Origin of the sequence: Chryseobacterium shigense (assembly GCF_900156575.1) — a bacterium.
GTDB classification, from domain to species: Bacteria; Bacteroidota; Bacteroidia; order Flavobacteriales; family Weeksellaceae; genus Chryseobacterium; species Chryseobacterium shigense.
Map to the genome: position 1 here is coordinate 125,259 of NZ_FTNY01000001.1, position 16,429 is coordinate 141,687.

A 16,429-nucleotide genomic window follows, 5' to 3' on the forward strand; every position below is an offset into this window, starting at 1 on the left:
GTGTTTTTAAGGAATCAATCTTTCCGCCTTCAGTTTTTCAAACAGTTCCGTGAAAGAATCTTCCGTATTCTGATACGCTGTAAAACCGAGCTTTCTGCTTTTAGCCATATCACAAATTACTTCCAAAGGTCTTCCGAGATCCAGATCCGTGTGCCACGCAGAAGCCAGTCTGTCGAGGTTATTCTCTTTCAAACCGTATTTTTTCGCAATTTCTTTCCAGGTTTCGCCTTCATGATTCAATACATTTTCCAGCGGCCTTACCGTTCCGTCAAAGTCTTCAGCTTCAATACCAAACCAGTCTGCCAGCCTTTTCCAAAGCCATTTCCACCGGAAAACATCTCCATTCACAATATTGAAAGCCTGATTCTTCGCAGATTCTGTTGTAGAAGCCCAGACGAGTTGTTTGGCTAAAATCCGGGCATCTGTCACATCAGAAACACCGTTCCATTGCTCAGCAGAGCCCGGCCAGACGAATTTCCGTCCTGTTTCTTTGCAGATACTTGCATACACTGCAAGAGTAGTTCCCATATTCATCAGATTGCCTACAGCATAGCCGATGACCGTATGCGGTCTGTGAATACTCCATGTAAATCCATCTCTTTCAGAAGCTTTATACACTTCATCTTCCTGGGCATAATAAAAATTGGGAAGGGGAAGTCTTGGATGTTCTTCTCTGACAGGGGTTTCCGGAAGTTTTCCTGCTTTGACATAGGCTTCAAAAGGTCCTAAATAATGTTTCAGTCCTGTAACCAAAGCGACATGCTGCACTGATTGTTCAGGAGTCAATACGTCTAATAAATTCCTTACCAGAGCACTATTCACGCGGATATTTTCTTCCTCTGTGTCGTTTCGCATCCAGGTGGTGAAGTAAACATGAGTGGGAGAGATTCCGTCCAGTGCTGTGTTTAAGCTATCGATATTCAAAAGGTCAGCCTTTACAGGAAGGAGTTTCGGGATATTGTTGTTGGTATTTCTGGAAAGTCCATAAACTGTCCATCCCTGGGAAATAAGTTCCTGAGCAAGATTGCTCCCTGTAATTCCCGTTGCACCAACGACCAGTGCTATGTTTTTTGCATTGTCCATATTTGTAAAATTTCTATTACAAAAGTAGGGACAAAAGAAAGGTGAAACACTTGATCTGCATCATGTGTTCCTGTTGATCCAGATCAAGGACTAGTGGAGATTTTTCTTCGTATTCTGCTTACCGTCTCGGGAGCAATTCCAAGATAGGAGGCAATAAGATTGTGCGGAACTCTTTTGATGATTTCCGGATTGCGCTGGGCCAGTTGCCTATATTTTTCTTCTGCCGTAAAACTGTTGGAGACCATCAGTCGATAATCTTTAGTAACCAGACTGTTTTGATAAAGAATTCTGAAATACCGGTCCATGACAGGGATTTCCATCATCATTTTTTCATAATTCTCAAGACTAATCATGAGCACTTCGGTTTCTTCTACAGCATCGATATTCAAAACTGCTTTTTCCTGATTGATAAAGCTATTGAAATCAGAGATCCACCATCCTTCGAAGGCAAACATATTGATCCGTTCAATTCCTTTTTCATCTAACACATAAGATTTAAGCAAACCTTTACTTACGAATGACAGACATTGGCATACATCATTTTCCTGCAATAAATATTGTTTTTTGCGTAACTTCTTATGAGTGAAAAAGGATAGGATCTGATGTTTCTGTTCTTCAGACAGGTCAACTTTGTTTTGTATATAGGAAAGAAGGAGATCAAACATTATGAAAATATTTTGTCAAAAATACAACTTTCAAAGAAGTCTGTTATTTCATTTTTCAAAATCGTAGAAATTGATTCCAACTTCTTCATTCTTAACTTTGACGACTCGGGTGTTCAGAGGATAAAAAATAAATTCTCCAGCTCCCCGGATCCTGGCATCCAGAAGATGTCCTGCCAGAGCGGTGTAATCTTCTCTTCCCAAAGTAATATGCAGATGAAGCACGGGTCTTCCTTCTATTTCAGATACGTTCCCCGAAATATGGGTTACTTCCATCTGTTCTTTAAAGGTCTTATCGACATATTGTTTATCAGAAGGCTTGAAAAATCTCAGGGTAGCTTCATTTACAGCTCCGATGCCAGTGATTTCTCCGGCTTGTATCTTCTGGTGGATAACGAAATCCGTCAATGCTTCAATGATGCTTGAATGGTCTTTAATACTGACGATATAAATAGAGTCTGCTTTTCTAGCCGACCAGTTATTTCCTTTAAAATTTTGTGTATCCATCATAGGCACTGTTAAGAATTCAATATTTTAATATTCTTGTCAACTCTTATTTTTTTAAGATAATTGATGATTCCCATCACATCGTCTTTGCCGAAGCCTTCATCATGGGCAGCCTGATAGGTATTGATCAATGCTTTGGACAGAGGAAAATCTGCACCTGCATTTTTAGCAAGGAGAATATCTTTAAGCATCAGATCCAAAGCAAAAGCCGCATCATAGGTATTATTGATCAGCATAGGGGTTTTTACTTTTGTAGCACCGCTTCCACTGGCACTTTCATTGATGATTTCCAGCATAGCGGAACGTTCAATTCCCAGTTTGTCTGAAAATAAAACTGTTTCTGCCAATCCCTGATAGAGGGCAGACAGAAAATAATTAATGGAGAGTTTTCCGGCAATTCCTTTTCCATTTTCGCCAAGATGTTTTACTGCTTTTCCAAGCTTTTCAAAATAAGGCATTGCCCGTTGAAGGTCTTTTTCTTCACCACCCGCCATGATGATCAGCGTGCCTTCTGCTGCAGGCATTGTACTTCCCGCTACCGGTGCATCGATGAACGAGGCTTCTTTTATTTTGACGGCCCCGGAAAGTTTGCTGGTGGCTTGCGGAGAAATGGTACTCATATCTATAAAGAGTTTTCCGCTGATATCTGATTTGAGAATTTCTTCATAAACTGCTGTGGCAGCATGATCGTCGGTAAGCATAGTGAATATAATACTGCTGTTCTGAACAAGATCCTTTATTTGAGTATACACTACAGATTTTTCTTTAAAATCTTCAGCTTTTTCAGGGGATCTGTTGTAAACGGAAAGTGGGAATCCTGCTTTTTCCAAATTTTTTGCCATAGGATAGCCCATATTTCCTAATCCAATGAATCCGATTTTTTCTGTCTCCATATTTTGTTTTTTCAATTACAATTAAATATCGCTTCTGTAGTATCATAAAGCCTTAAGAATGTAAGTTAGACATTTACAAGATAAAAATAAGACCTGCAATTGTATATCTGCTTTGTCTGCATCAAAAAACTGACCAAAGCCAGCCTTCTGCATTAAGATTTCATTCTCTTTTTAATGATGGGTTTTAGTAATATTTTTTACGAATAAACTTTTCAAACCGGGAAAACTTACTGAAATTTGCAGCAAATAAAATCAATGAAGATCATAGACCTCGAAAACTGGAACCGAAAAGAGCATTTTGAATTTTTTTCACAAATGGAAAGCCCGTATTTTGGCTTTACTACTGAAGTGGACTGTACAAAGGCGTATGATGATGCAAAGGAAAACGGAGTTTCATTTTTTGCTACCTATCTTCATCGATCGATGATCGCAGTGAATACTGTGGATGAATTGAAATTACGGATAGTTGACGGTCAAGTGATTTTATATGATACGATCCATGCCGGAAGCACAATCGGAAGGTCAGACGGTACTTTTGGTTTTGCCTTTATTCCTTTTTCTGAAGACTTTAATATTTTTAATGAAGCAATGCAGAAGGAAATTGAAGCCGTGCAGCAGTCATCAGGGCTAAGACTAAAGAATGGTGATCTGGGTAAAGATCTGATAAGGCATACAACAATTCCATGGAATTCTTTCAGTGCGCTTCTGCATCCTACCAGTTTCAACAATTCAGAATCTGTACCTAAAATCACCTTCGGGAAGTTCAGTATCCGTGATGGTAAAAAATATCTTCCGGTTTCTGTAGAGGCCCATCATGGACTTGCAGACGGGTTGCATCTTGCGAGGTATCTGGAGGCTTTTCAGAAAAAGCTTGATGGAGAGCTTTTGTAAGTTATAAGTTAGGAATGATGAGTAATGAGTTTGTTTCGGGGCGCGAAATTCGGGTTCAGGTTCAGGTTCGTGATTACTACTATTGATATATTTTGTGCAAGGAGTAATTGATAATGATAACCAATGGGTCTCAACTCCAATTCCCCTTCGCTGAAGGGGTGGATTTTTGCGTAGCAAAAAGACGGGGTAGTTAAAAATAAGATGTGCCATCCTACAGAAATTTCAATGCTTGTCCTCTAACGTCTAATCTCTAAAATCTAACTTCTTTTTTTACGGAAAACCGTAAGGTATTTTTTTTAGTTTTGAATATTTTTGAATGTATAATATTGCTATATTAGAAAGTTGATTTTACCATCAATACAAGCTAATTAAACCAATACACTCAATTTATTTAAGATGACGAATTTTGACAGTCCGGACTTACAGATAGTTACAACCAAATCCAGAGCAGATAAAGCCATTAATTCACTAAAAGGCCTTCTTTTGGGAATCATTTCTGATGACATCATTGATGCAAAAGAGATGGAAGAGCTCAGATTATGGGCAAAAGATCATTATGATCTGGTGAATAGAAATCCGTTCCGTGAATTCATGCTTTTGATTGAAAATACAGCGTCCAACGGAATCCCCGCAAAAGAAGCAGTGGAAGATCTGTATTGGCTGTGTCAGAAATACGAGCACGACAATATTTATTATAACGGAATCACGTCTGATCTTCAGCTTTTACAGGGAATATTCCATGGAATTCTGGCAGACGGCATTTTAAATGATGATGAAATCTTTAAACTTCATGAATGGCTTTCAGACAATGAGCACTTAAACTCCTATTATCCGTATGATGAGATCCGAAGTCTGGTCTTGTCTATTGTTGCAGATAAAATCATTGACGAGGAGGAGAGAGCGGTTCTGACGGCATTCATCAAACAATTCGTTGCCCTTAAAAATTCAGATACAGCAGCTCAGATAGAAAGAGATACTGAAGGCATCAATATCTCCGGAATCTGTGCGGTAGACCCTGAAATTATTTTTGAAAATAAAACGTTCTGCATCACCGGAATTTTAAGCAGAGGTAACCGTAGTGAATTACAGCGTGCGATACAGGATAAAGGTGGGATTCCAGTCAATACGATTTCTAAAAAGACTGATTATCTGATCATTGGTGATACTCATAATGCCTGCTGGAGCTACTCCTGCTATGGAAGAAAGGTAGAAAAAGCACTGGATCTCAGAAAATCCGGTCATACGATCGTGATGGTTCATGAGTTTGACGTTTTTGATGCCATTTGAAGAGAAACTTTAACCGACAATCCTATTGATAAAATGATGCAGAATGAACACGATGACTCTATAATTGATGTTTCCGTAAATACCGATGTTCCCATCCATTTTGGATCTGATCTCCGCACGGAAGAGTCTGCCCCTGAACCTGTTCCAAATCCACAATATGACCCTGAAGGCTGGAAAATAGGCAAAAAATACATCAGAAAACTCAGTTTAAATGATGACCAGTCTGCACTACTGGACCGATTATGGTTTACAGATAATGTTTTTAATGACATTGAATACTGCCGGATACAGATTTTAAAACAGTTTTTGAGGGCGGTAGACTATCTCCATACGCACTGCATTCCGGTGAATAAATCTTATGCAACGGTGATTGAGGAGCTTTCGGAAATCATTGTGTGTCTTCAGTACAATTACAGAAAAGAAAGCCTGAACTACCGGTATACGTATGATGCAGTACAGACCGAAATTTTCAATCATATCTTAAAATTATGTGAAAATAATGTGAGGGAAGTTTATGGAATTAAAAGAAAAATCAATACGGATTTTAATTATACCCATCCCGATATTCTGCATCAGTACAACAGGAAAATAGTTTCAAAGCTTGAGGCTTTTCTTGTGGAAAACCAACATCAGATCCTGGATGCGGATTACAGAACAAACATTATTCTGAACGAAAATAATACCGGACGCTGGAAAACGAAATTTGAAACCATAAAAGAAGATTATTCCAATTCAATAGCTTTTGAAAGAGAAATTTTCAGGCTGGCGGATGTGAATGTGAAAAATCCGTCTCAGGATGCGATCTTTTTTGAAGCTTCAAAATTTGTGGCCAAATATGACAAGGTCTGTGCATTAAGGCTTTATCTTCATTATTTTGATAAAGATCTGAGCAACACAAAATTCGACAGAAAACAGCTTACTAAGAATATCCAGAAGAGCCTGTTTGCCACAAGTGAGCAACTTACTGATTTTGAACAGATATTAAACGAATTTATTACGACCAGGAATCTTAAAGCAGCCATGGAAAAAGCTTCCCAGCTGTACCTTCCGAAAAGAAAAAAAATCGTTATAGACAGAGATGCGGTTGAAAATGTCCAGAGACAGCATTCGGGAACTGTGGCGCTGCTGGAAGAATATCTTAAAGATGATGAAGAGGAAAATACGGCTGTGAAGACAGATGAGCAGAATGAAGAAGGTGAGTTGACCATTCATATTACCCATCAAAATGCAGAAAATAAAGCACAGAAATATCTTGAAGAGCTGAATTTATCGGAGATTCAACAGGAAATTTTAGACTTATTTGAAAAGCAGAGTTTTAATATTCCCCAAAGTGATATGGCTGTTTATTTAAAGTCGAAAAACCTGTTCATGGGATCTACGATAAATTCCATCAACGATCTCTGTTTTGAAACCATTGATGATGTCCTTATTGAAGAAGAGGATGAATATTTTACGATAAATACGGATTATTATAAAAAACTTTTAAACAATGATTGACAATATTAAACCCAAAGAAGCAACCTCTATTATCAACTCCCTGGTGAGCGGAGTGGTACCCAAAATAGGAGTGCAGCACATCACTGTGGGAAGATCGGAGGAGATTAACGCTTTTATCAGCTCTTTGGAAGATGTGAAAAACGGCCACAGCATGGCGAAATTCTGGATTGGAGATTTTGGAAGCGGTAAATCTTTTATGCTTCATTTACTGAATACCGTCGCCTTAAAACAGAAATTCGTAGTTTCCAATGCAGATTTCACCCCGGATAACAGGCTGTATTCCAATGACGGAAAAAGTGTGATTTTATACTCTGCAATCATGGACAATATTGCAATCCAGACTAAACCCGAAGGCGGAGCATTACAAACTTTGCTGGAAAAATGGATTGAACAGGTAATTACGAAAACGGCTGAAGACAACCGTATTTCGCTTTCTGAGATCAGGAATGACCAGTATTTAGGCCTTATCCAGAATTCCATTATGAAAATGGTGAATGAAATCACAGAAGTTGGCGGTTTCGATTTCGGCTCCGTGATCGTTAAATATTATGAAGGATACATCAAAGGAGATGAACTGTTACGCAGAAATGCCCTGAAATGGCTGAAAGGCGAATATAAAACGAAAACGGAAGCCAGACAGGATCTTGGGGTAAGGGAAATTATTAATGATTCCAATTTTTACGATATGCTTAAGAATTTCTGTAAGTTCTTTGTAAGCATGGGCTACAGCGGTTTTATGATCAATCTGGACGAAGCGATCAACCTGTATAAAATTTCTACATCAGCCGCGCGTGAAAAAAACTACGAGAAAATTTTATCTATTTATAACGATTGTTTTCAGGGAAAAATTTCAAATTTGCTGATCAATTTTGCCGGAACGAAAGAATTTCTGGAAAATGAAAGGAGAGGGCTGTTCAGCTACCAGGCTTTAAAGTCAAGATTGGAAACCAATAAATTTGAAACCCTTGAAATCAGAGATTTTGCGCAACCTGTCATTAAACTTACTCCATTAGATCATAATGAAATCTTTGTTCTGTTAAAAAAACTGAAACTGATTTTTGATTTTAACTATAAAACAGAACTGAATATCAGCGACGACGAAATTTTCGCTTTTATGGAAGAAATGTTTAATAAGCCGGGCGCTTCAGAATTTCTAACACCAAGAGAAGTGATCAGGGATTTTCTCAATATTCTGAACATTATCAGACAAAATCCGGCAGTGGACAAAAAACAGCTTTTCGGAGACATCGAAATTTCAGACGAGAGGCCTGATGACCTGGTTCTTTTAGATAGTATTGAAGAAATATGAGCGCATTCAACCTGCTCTCGGAGCCGATCAGAAAATACATCCGCGATCAGAGATGGGAAAGCCTGAGACCTATTCAGGAGGCTGCCATTCAAAAGATTATCGCAACTGACAATAATTATGTTTTAATTTCCAGGACAGCTTCAGGTAAAACTGAGGCTGCCTTTTTGCCAATCTTATCTAAAGTGAATTTTAAGGAGAAAGGCGTGAAAGTGCTTTATATTTCACCGCTGATTGCCTTGATCAATGACCAATTCATGAGGGTTGAAAAGCTATGCGAATATCTGGATGTTCCGGTTACGAAATGGCACGGAGAAGCTTCCAAAGGAGCCAAAGACCGGCTGATAAAAGCTCCGGAAGGAATTGTACTTATTACTCCTGAATCTCTGGAGGCGATGTTCGTTAACAAACCTTACCATATTCACCATCTTTTTTCAACGCTGGATTATGTGGTTATCGATGAGATTCATTCGTTTTTAGGATCAGACAGAGGGATTCACCTGCAGTCTCTGTTGCAGCGTCTTCAGAAAGTCAATACCGGTAAATTCACTACTGTTGCCCTTTCTGCAACGGTAAGCGATGAGAATAATTATGCTGAACTGAAAGATTTTCTGGGTGATCCTGAACACACCAAGGTAATCAGAGATACGACCCCTAAGCCTATTAATGCTGTTTTTAAGTATTTTGAAGGGCAAACAAAAGAACTTCCACTGGACCTCCTCAAAGATCTTTATAGAAGAACCAGGGACAGCAAAGTGCTGGTATTTCCCAATGCAAGAGGAAAAGTAGAAGAAGTAGCGGTGAGACTGAAAAAACTTTCGGAGAAAGTAGGCGGACATGCTAATTATTTCTCCCATCACTCCTCTGTAGACAAAGAAGTACGAGAATATGTAGAGTTTTTTGCCAAAAAAAGTACCCACGAAAATTTCTGTATATCCTGTACATCCACCCTGGAACTTGGGATCGACATAGGAAACGTGGATGAAGTTGCCCAGATTGATGCCACCCATAGCATTGCTTCCCTGATCCAGAGAGTTGGGAGAAGCGGAAGAAGGGAAGGAAAGTCGAGCAACCTGTTTTTATATGCTACTGAACGTTGGAGTCTTCTCCAGTCACTGGCGTGCTGGCTGCTTTTTAAAGATCAGTATATTGAGCCTGTTACTATGAGCCAAAAACCTTATGATGTGCTGGTTCATCAGCTTTTATCGGTGGTAAAAGGTTCTTCGGGAATCACACTTGATAAACTTATTGAAGATTTGACAGATAATGCTGCATTTAAGAATATTTCGGCTGAAGAAGTTATGGAGATTGTTGACCACCTTACCGCCATTGACTTTCTGGAAAAACTAGGACCTGAATATATTATTGGGATTGAAGGTGAAAAGGTAGTCAATACCAGAGATTTCTATACCCTCTTTCATACTCCGGTATTTTTCAGGGTGGTGAGTCAGGGGGTGAAAATCGGTGAGCTACCGCTGTCTGCACAGACCAGACCGGATGAAAATATATATCTTTCAGCCAGAATATGGAAAATAAAGGATATTGACTATGAGGCTAAAAAAATAGAGGTAACCCCTGCTAAAGACGGAAAAAAGCCGCTCTTTTTTGGAGATGCGGCAGATACAGCCTCTAAGATCAGGGAAAAAATGCTTGAAATTCTGATTTCCGACGATAAGTATGATTTTCTGGATGAGCCCGGTGATGAAATAATCAGACAAATGCGGAAAGATTTTTCAATCTATGAGATCAGGTCTCACCAAACGGACAGGCCACTTTTTTCAGGGAATGATAAACTTAAATTCTATTCATTTACAGGATCTAAAATCAACAGAACTTTAAGATTTATGCTAAACAGAGTGGGGATTGAAACTCAATTCGAGGAAAATGAAAGTAAGTTTGAACTTGGTTTTTCAAAGAAATCTGAATTCATCTCGGTGCTTAAAGATTTGAATTTAAATACGATCAATTCTGACGAGGCGCTGGCGGAATTATTAGATAACTTTCCGGACGTTTTGAACTTTTCAAAATGGGGAGAATTTTTACCTCTAAAATATCAAATTGAGCTACTGAAAAACCAGTATTTCGATTTTGAAGGCTGCAATGAATTTCTTCAGAATTTAAATTGTATAGAAAATAAATAACACATAAATTGGGATGCTTGAAGAGGGAAGATTTTGAAGTACTAAGGACAATAGAAGCTTTACAAGTAACTTCTGTTTTCGTTCTTCCATCTTCCGGGCTATAACTAATACATGATCTTTCTCTTTTCAATTTTTAAAATCTTGTTTTTCTCCATGCTTTTTATAGCTCTTATGACCGTTTCTACGCGGAGGCCTGTGAGAGAAGCAAGCTGCTGTCTTGTAAGAGGAATCTGGAAAGAATAAAGGCTTTTGTCTTCATTATAACTTTTAAGGTAATCCATCAGCTGTTTTAGTTTCAGCATAGGATTTTGAAAAGAGAGATTATAAAGCATCATATAATTGTAATACATTCTTTCTGCCATATATTGATAGACATTCAGAGACACCTCCTGATTGTCTTTTATCAGATTCAAAAAATTGGATTTTGGAAGTCTCACAATATGGGAATCTTTTATAGCGACCGCGTTCATAGGATAAGGACGATCTACAAACAAAAGAGATTCTCCAAAGCTTTGTCCGCCGGAAAATATATTCTGGATAAATTCTTTACCATCTTCCGTGTAATTATTGAGTTTGATTTGTCCTTCTTTAATCTGGTAATAAAACATAGAAGATTCACCTTCCCGAAAAATGATCTCTCCTGCTTTATATTCTTTAATCTCCGCTCCAAATGAAATGAGTACATCTTCAACGATCATGGTTTGACAGGTTTTTAATTAAAATTTTAAACAAACGTTTAATCATTGATGCCTTTCATTATTTAATAAACAGAGAAGCTCGAAATTTCAATAATGTAAAGAACGGTCAATTTTCATCAGTTCCTGCAATACAGCGTACCACATACATACCACAGGGTTTTGAAGATGGTTTTTTAATAATCTCTTCGTATCCACCAAGGGCAGGGAATAAGGTCATCAAAAACATTGATTGAGATCATAAAAAATAACATCTGCAATCTGTTACATTTGCTTAAAATAAATTACAGGAATGACTTAATTTCAAAACTTAGCTGAAAATAGGAATAAATACACTGTTTATAGGCATGGCGTGGTATCTATGTGGTATTTTAATTCTGTAAAATTTTAATCATTTTTTCTTTCTTTGTTTCATTTAAAAATAACCGAAAGAATGACCTTCAGTTGGAAGATTTTAGGAATAAATATGAGGATCCTGTAAATGGATTTATAATCCTGCTGAATCAGCAATTATGAAATTTTGATTGACCTGTAAAACCTCAATATCAAAACAGCTATGCTAATATAGCCGAAGAAGAAGATTTTGTACTGATACAAAAGCATTAGAAAGTATCAGAAATAAAGTAGCGATGAGAAAAATATTATGAAAAACGACAAACCGCAATCCAATTTAGAAGATTTGAATCAAAAAATTTTAGTGCAGGACGAAATCATGGCATTAGCCAAAGAAAATTCACCACGTTTACTGAATAAATTCAGACTTGTATACCCTGATTTTTTTGATAAAATCGCAAAGGTACATCCCAATCTCAAAAATTCAGAACTGATTTTCTGCATTTACCTGAAACTCAACTTTACCACCAAGGAAATTGCGACTTATACTTTTGTGACGCCAAAAGCGATCCAAAACAGAAAAAACAGGATCCGGAAAAAACTTCATATTCCTTCCGAATTGGACATCTACAAATGGTTTAATGATCTTTAAACCATTTGGTCTTCAGATGATATTTGGATTACTGCTTTCTCCAGATCATGGTAAAGCAGTATTTTCCATTGTTCTTCCATCGCTTTTTTTTGCCATTCCAGCCTGAGTTCCATTGCTTTTCTTCCGTCGAAATCGCTTTTATAAGCCAGATGATATTTCAGATAAGACGCCTGAGGAAGATCATCCGCACCATAAAAAACAATTTCATCATTCTGTCTGATCCAGAACACCTGCATAAAAGGCGTATGTCCGCCCACTACCTCAAAAGAAATCTCCGCATTTATATTTCCGCGATCTTCATCCATCCATACAATATTCGGAAGGCTGATCAGCTTTTCAAGAATATCAAAATCAAAAGAAGGATTGCCTTTATTTTCCATAGCGAAAGCAAGCTCGCGCTTTTGGATATAAATTTCCGCATTCGGAAATGCAGGTTCAAAACCAATATCTGTTTTGCGGATACTGCCGTCAATATGATCTTTATGAAGATGCGAAAGCAAAAGCTTGGTGATTTGTTCCGGCCTGATATTTTCCGTTTCCAATAGTTCAGATATAACCGTTTTACCCTCCCTGTTTTTCCATCCTATACCGGCATCCAGAAGAATATAATCGTGGTCTGTAATGATCAGAAATGGCTGTACAGACATTTTGATTCCTTTGACGGTATCAAAATTTTCATTTGTTAATAACGTGAAGTCTTTTGTTCTGCTGGCTGAGAAATTGCCTTCTTTAAGCGGAATAATTTTCATTCTGCAAATTTCCCTAATATTTCCAAAATCTCAAAACCTTTTTTTCGATACCATTCATCGGTAAAAACAATGGACAATTACCAGGCATTAAGACCATTTTCCAAAGCTTGTGTATATTTTTCCTCGTCAAACGAATACAGATCCGGAGACTTATGGGCACCACCACGTCTTTGCTCTTCAAGTTTATTCAGAATGCCTGAATTTTTTATTTTTCTGTAAAAATTTCCACGGTTGAGCTCCTTTCCTAAAATAGCCTCGTATAGTTTCTGAAGTTCAGAAAGCGTAAATTTTTCAGGAAGAAGATTATAGCCGATAGGTTTGATGGATATTTTTTCACGTAAGGTAAGCAGAGCTTTTTCAATAATCTCTCGGTGATCCATGGCCAGTTCGATTTCGGATAATTGACTGAGATAGATCCATTCACAGCTTTCGCTGAACTCGTCAGGCACCAGATTAAATCTTGAAGGATTGTACAGTGCGTAATATCCAATGGAGATGAATCGCTGCTTATGAAAAAGAGTATCATCAAAATCTTCAAAGTAAAGCTCACTTCTGTTTCTTTTGCCGAAAACACCGAACTCATCAAGATATACATCCGTAGATATTCCCGCTCTGTCTTTTAGGATTCTTACCACAGCTTCATCCAGATCTTCATCTTTTCTTACATAGCCACCCGGCAACAGCCACAGCTTTCGATAATTCATTTTAATCAGAAGAACCTTAAGTTCATTCTGATCAAAACCAAATATAACAGGATCTGCAGAAAGGTGGGGGAGAAAAATTTCTTTTGCCTCAATTGATCTTTGTAATATCTGCTCTTTAGAATCCATATAATGTATTAAGTGTATTAGAAATGGGTGATCTTACAAATTTAGGAATAAAAATTTTGGAACTGCCCTAAAAATGCCTTCCCGGATTAAATTTCGGGAGAAAAAACAAATAATTTTCATCATTGTTTCTTATTGAATCAATGAAAAAATAAGGTTTGATTGTAAATTATTTTATTGTTAATCAGTTCATTATGTCCAATATTAAATTTTATTAACATTTTTTTTGGTAATCTGATTGAAAGAATGTAGTATTGTAATGCTTCACATAGAAGCAATGAAAAATAGATGACCATTTGAATAAAAAACTGCTTCGAAAATGCTCTTTCCCGGGAGTAACAGTTCTTCAGTACGCATATGTTTAAATCAACTCAAATGGAATGAATAAAAGAATGCAAAGAAACAGTGGTCTTATGAGAAAATAAGCCATTTCTGCACAAGACCGGATTTCATTCTTATGAAGATGTAAGTGAATAGTTGACTTCATTCCTGTAAAATCCAGTACTGAATAAGATACATGGGTCATCCAGCTCAATTCTGGATGCAAGGAGCTTTGATGCTTGTATTTAAAATGAAAATAAGATGCTAAGTTTTTAATAAACATACTGTTACAATATAAAACGATCAATAATTAGAAGAAACTAGACTAAACAATGAGAAAATCAACTTTAACAATTGCAGCCCTGGGCATTGCCCTTTTGTGCTCAAATTTTGCCTTTGCCCAGAAAGACAGCCTGAGTGTACAAGACTCTGTAAGACTTCAGGAAAGAATGAAAAGCAGCAGCTCGAAGGAGGACAATAATAGAAACGTCATGCTGAATGCCGCCAACAATACCAGCCCAAGAGATGTCAACATCGGGCTTCCTTCCACTGTAGGCGGAATCACTATTCTTGAAAATGATCTCCCGGTAGTTTATTTTTTCTGGCCCGAGCTTCCCAATAAAACATGGAGGCAAAGTGTGGGTTTGGAAAAGACCGGTCTTTTGAAGATGGATCAGCTGGCCAATACAATGGGTGATCTTGGATTTGCAGTCAATTCTTATGCTCAGACAGGAACAAAAGATTTTAAGCTGAAAGGAAAATTGACAACCAGTACTTTTGGATGGTTGCAAGGAGACGTTAACGCCTCTGGTCCGATCTCTAAAAACGGCTGGACCTATACCGTTGGAGCTTTTGCCAACTATGATCCAAGTACTTTTAAATTAGGTTTTGCCAGAAATGTAGATGAAACAAAGATCTTCAGAGCGGGAGTTACCAAATATTTCAATGATGATAAAGGAAAGATTTCAATCTTATATAAATATTCAGATTCTTATAATGTAGGAAATTATGCCGTTTTCCAATACGGTGAGAACGGGAAGGTTACGGAATTGGATAATTTCAAAATAGGGAGAGATTCTTATGTCGTAAATGATGGCAGAATCAGAATGAAAGATATTCTGTCGGGAGAAAATTACTGGGCATCGATGAATGGAAACGACAACAGATCAAAAGCCCATAACATCGATGTTTTCGGTAATTATCTGTTAAACAACGGGTGGAATTTCAAATTCTCTGCAAGAGCCCATTTTGCGACAGCGAAAATGTCAACGATCATTCCTCTTAGTATTTTCCAGGCAGATCCATCGGCAGGGTATACCATTGCTTCCAACGGACAGCCTTATTCCGGAGCTGTGGGAACCCAGTTGGCCATGCATACTCCGGAAACACCGATTACCAATATTGCAGGACGTTTTTCATTGAACAAACAAGTAGGAAATCATCATCTAACCGTAGGACTTTTAGAACAATTCTATAATGTAGACCAATTTACCTCCAACCGGTCTTTCTTTTTTCAGACGGTTGAGCCCCAGCCCCAGAGACTCATAGGACCCACGACAGACGCCAATGGGTTTTACAACTATAATGCAGGAGGAGAATACCACAGCGGAACAGAAAATAAGCTTTCCGTATATGCTACAGATGACTGGAAGGTTTCTGATAACTTTAATGTAAGCTATGGTTTACACCTAAGGAATCATTTAATCGACGGTGAATTTTCGATGACGCCGAGATCTCCGGGATTTGTTTTTGGAGCAAATGATTTTCAAAGCATCAAAGAAAACTGGTTCCAGATTGGGGGAAGCCTGAATGCGACGTATAACATCAGTAAGAATTTCGGAGTGATAGCCAACTTACTGTACACGGAAGAGAACAGAAGACTTGAAAGCTATTCGCAGGCATTCGATCCGAATACGAACAAAATCAAAAGTCCGCTCGGAGCGTTGGGGATATTCTGGAATACCGATTATATCCAGTTGATTTCTCAGGCTACCTATCTTAAAAAGAATAATAACCTTAACCGATACAATCTTGTCAATCCTGACAATACCACGCAGGCTCAAAATGTTACCGTTTACTATGATATCCAGACCATTGGATGGACCACCGATTTTGTACTGAAGCCTTTCAAAGGATTTAACCTGCATTATCTGATCACGTTACAGAATCCCGTGTATAAAAAATTCAATTTCAATGCCTTCGGAAAAGAGTACGACTATAATGACAATAACGTATTAGGAGTTGCCAAAGTCCTGATGGAAATTGATCCGAGTTATACTATTGATAAGTGGAGATTCTGGGCAAGTTTCAGGTATTTCTCAAAACAATATGCGAACCTTACGAATGCTTTATACTTTGCCCCAAGATGGGAAACTTTCGGAGGCGTCAACTATACGGTGAATAAGAATATTAATGTAGGGGCAACAGTAATCAACTTCCTGAACCAACGCGGAGCCAGCGGAACCATCAATGGTGCAGAATTAATCACTGATGCAAGTCCATATTACGGCAAACTCCTGACAGGAACGTACATTATGCCACTGACAGGCCAGTTTTCAATAAGCTTTAATTTTTAACAGGTAGAA

Annotated in this window: 14 protein-coding genes; 7 read left to right on the forward strand and 7 right to left on the reverse strand. The window is 37.9% G+C overall.

The window, feature by feature from the left end; genetic code table 11:
- Window positions 1–6: 6 nt before the first annotated feature.
- The 4 genes from BW964_RS00635 to BW964_RS00650 all read right to left on the reverse strand — a co-directional run bounded on the left by BW964_RS00635 (window position 7) and on the right by BW964_RS00650 (window position 3,145).
- Window positions 7–1,083, reverse strand: coding sequence for an SDR family oxidoreductase (locus BW964_RS00635; RefSeq protein WP_076503902.1), 1,077 nt, complete (start codon window positions 1,081–1,083; stop codon window positions 7–9).
- Between the two features lie 83 nt (window positions 1,084–1,166).
- Entirely contained in the window at window positions 1,167–1,748 is a 582-nt protein-coding gene (locus BW964_RS00640) for a Crp/Fnr family transcriptional regulator (protein ID WP_076503904.1), read from the reverse strand.
- A 48-nt stretch (window positions 1,749–1,796) separates the two neighbouring features.
- A complete protein-coding gene (locus tag BW964_RS00645; protein ID WP_228432058.1) occupies window positions 1,797–2,255 on the reverse strand; it encodes a PPC domain-containing DNA-binding protein in 459 nt (152 codons plus the stop codon).
- An 8-nt stretch (window positions 2,256–2,263) separates the two neighbouring features.
- Window positions 2,264–3,145, reverse strand: coding sequence for an NAD(P)-dependent oxidoreductase (locus BW964_RS00650; protein WP_076503905.1), 882 nt, complete (start codon window positions 3,143–3,145; stop codon window positions 2,264–2,266).
- A gap of 255 nt (window positions 3,146–3,400) precedes the next feature.
- Here BW964_RS00650 and BW964_RS00655 point away from each other — a divergent pair, with 255 nt between their 5' ends.
- The 5 genes from BW964_RS00655 (at window position 3,401) to BW964_RS00675 (ending at window position 10,267) form a co-directional block, all read left to right on the forward strand.
- The gene (locus tag BW964_RS00655; protein ID WP_076503907.1) at window positions 3,401–4,036 is read left to right on the forward strand and encodes a chloramphenicol acetyltransferase; all 636 of its coding nucleotides are present in this window, start codon (window positions 3,401–3,403) and stop codon (window positions 4,034–4,036) included.
- A gap of 396 nt (window positions 4,037–4,432) precedes the next feature.
- Window positions 4,433–5,323: a BRCT domain-containing protein gene (locus BW964_RS00660; protein WP_076503909.1), complete on the forward strand. Its 891-nt coding sequence runs from the start codon at window positions 4,433–4,435 to the stop codon at window positions 5,321–5,323.
- Window positions 5,324–5,359: 36 nt separating this feature from the next.
- The gene (locus tag BW964_RS00665; RefSeq protein WP_165789191.1) at window positions 5,360–6,820 is read left to right on the forward strand and encodes a tellurite resistance TerB C-terminal domain-containing protein; all 1,461 of its coding nucleotides are present in this window, start codon (window positions 5,360–5,362) and stop codon (window positions 6,818–6,820) included.
- The gene (locus BW964_RS00670) at window positions 6,813–8,129 is read left to right on the forward strand and encodes an ATP-binding protein (protein WP_076503912.1); all 1,317 of its coding nucleotides are present in this window, start codon (window positions 6,813–6,815) and stop codon (window positions 8,127–8,129) included. The genes BW964_RS00665 and BW964_RS00670 overlap by 8 nt, the downstream gene beginning before the upstream one ends.
- Window positions 8,126–10,267 (forward strand): DEAD/DEAH box helicase, encoded by a 2,142-nt coding sequence (locus BW964_RS00675; RefSeq protein ID WP_076503914.1) that lies wholly within the window; start codon window positions 8,126–8,128, stop codon window positions 10,265–10,267. Before BW964_RS00670 ends, BW964_RS00675 begins: the two co-directional genes overlap by 4 nt.
- Window positions 10,268–10,371: 104 nt before the next feature.
- Here BW964_RS00675 and BW964_RS00680 read toward each other — a convergent pair whose 3' ends face one another.
- Window positions 10,372–10,965 carry a Crp/Fnr family transcriptional regulator gene (locus tag BW964_RS00680; protein ID WP_076503915.1) on the reverse strand — a complete coding sequence of 198 codons (594 nt, stop codon included), beginning with the start codon at window positions 10,963–10,965 and terminating at the stop codon, window positions 10,372–10,374.
- A 640-nt stretch (window positions 10,966–11,605) separates the two neighbouring features.
- Between BW964_RS00680 and BW964_RS00685 the strand changes: the two genes are divergently transcribed.
- Window positions 11,606–11,947 (forward strand): helix-turn-helix transcriptional regulator, encoded by a 342-nt coding sequence (locus BW964_RS00685; protein WP_076503917.1) that lies wholly within the window; start codon window positions 11,606–11,608, stop codon window positions 11,945–11,947.
- Here the strand turns inward: BW964_RS00685 and BW964_RS00690 are convergent.
- Complete coding sequence (locus tag BW964_RS00690; RefSeq protein WP_076503919.1) at window positions 11,944–12,696, reverse strand: MBL fold metallo-hydrolase; 753 nt, start codon at window positions 12,694–12,696, stop codon at window positions 11,944–11,946. The two genes, BW964_RS00685 and BW964_RS00690, sit on opposite strands and share 4 nt — an antisense overlap.
- 77 nt (window positions 12,697–12,773) lie before the next feature.
- Window positions 12,774–13,526 (reverse strand): NUDIX hydrolase, encoded by a 753-nt coding sequence (locus BW964_RS00695; RefSeq protein ID WP_076503921.1) that lies wholly within the window; start codon window positions 13,524–13,526, stop codon window positions 12,774–12,776.
- A gap of 650 nt (window positions 13,527–14,176) precedes the next feature.
- Here BW964_RS00695 and BW964_RS00700 point away from each other — a divergent pair.
- Window positions 14,177–16,420, forward strand: coding sequence for a TonB-dependent receptor (locus BW964_RS00700; RefSeq protein ID WP_076503923.1), 2,244 nt, complete (start codon window positions 14,177–14,179; stop codon window positions 16,418–16,420).
- The last annotated feature ends 9 nt before the right edge of the window (window positions 16,421–16,429 follow it).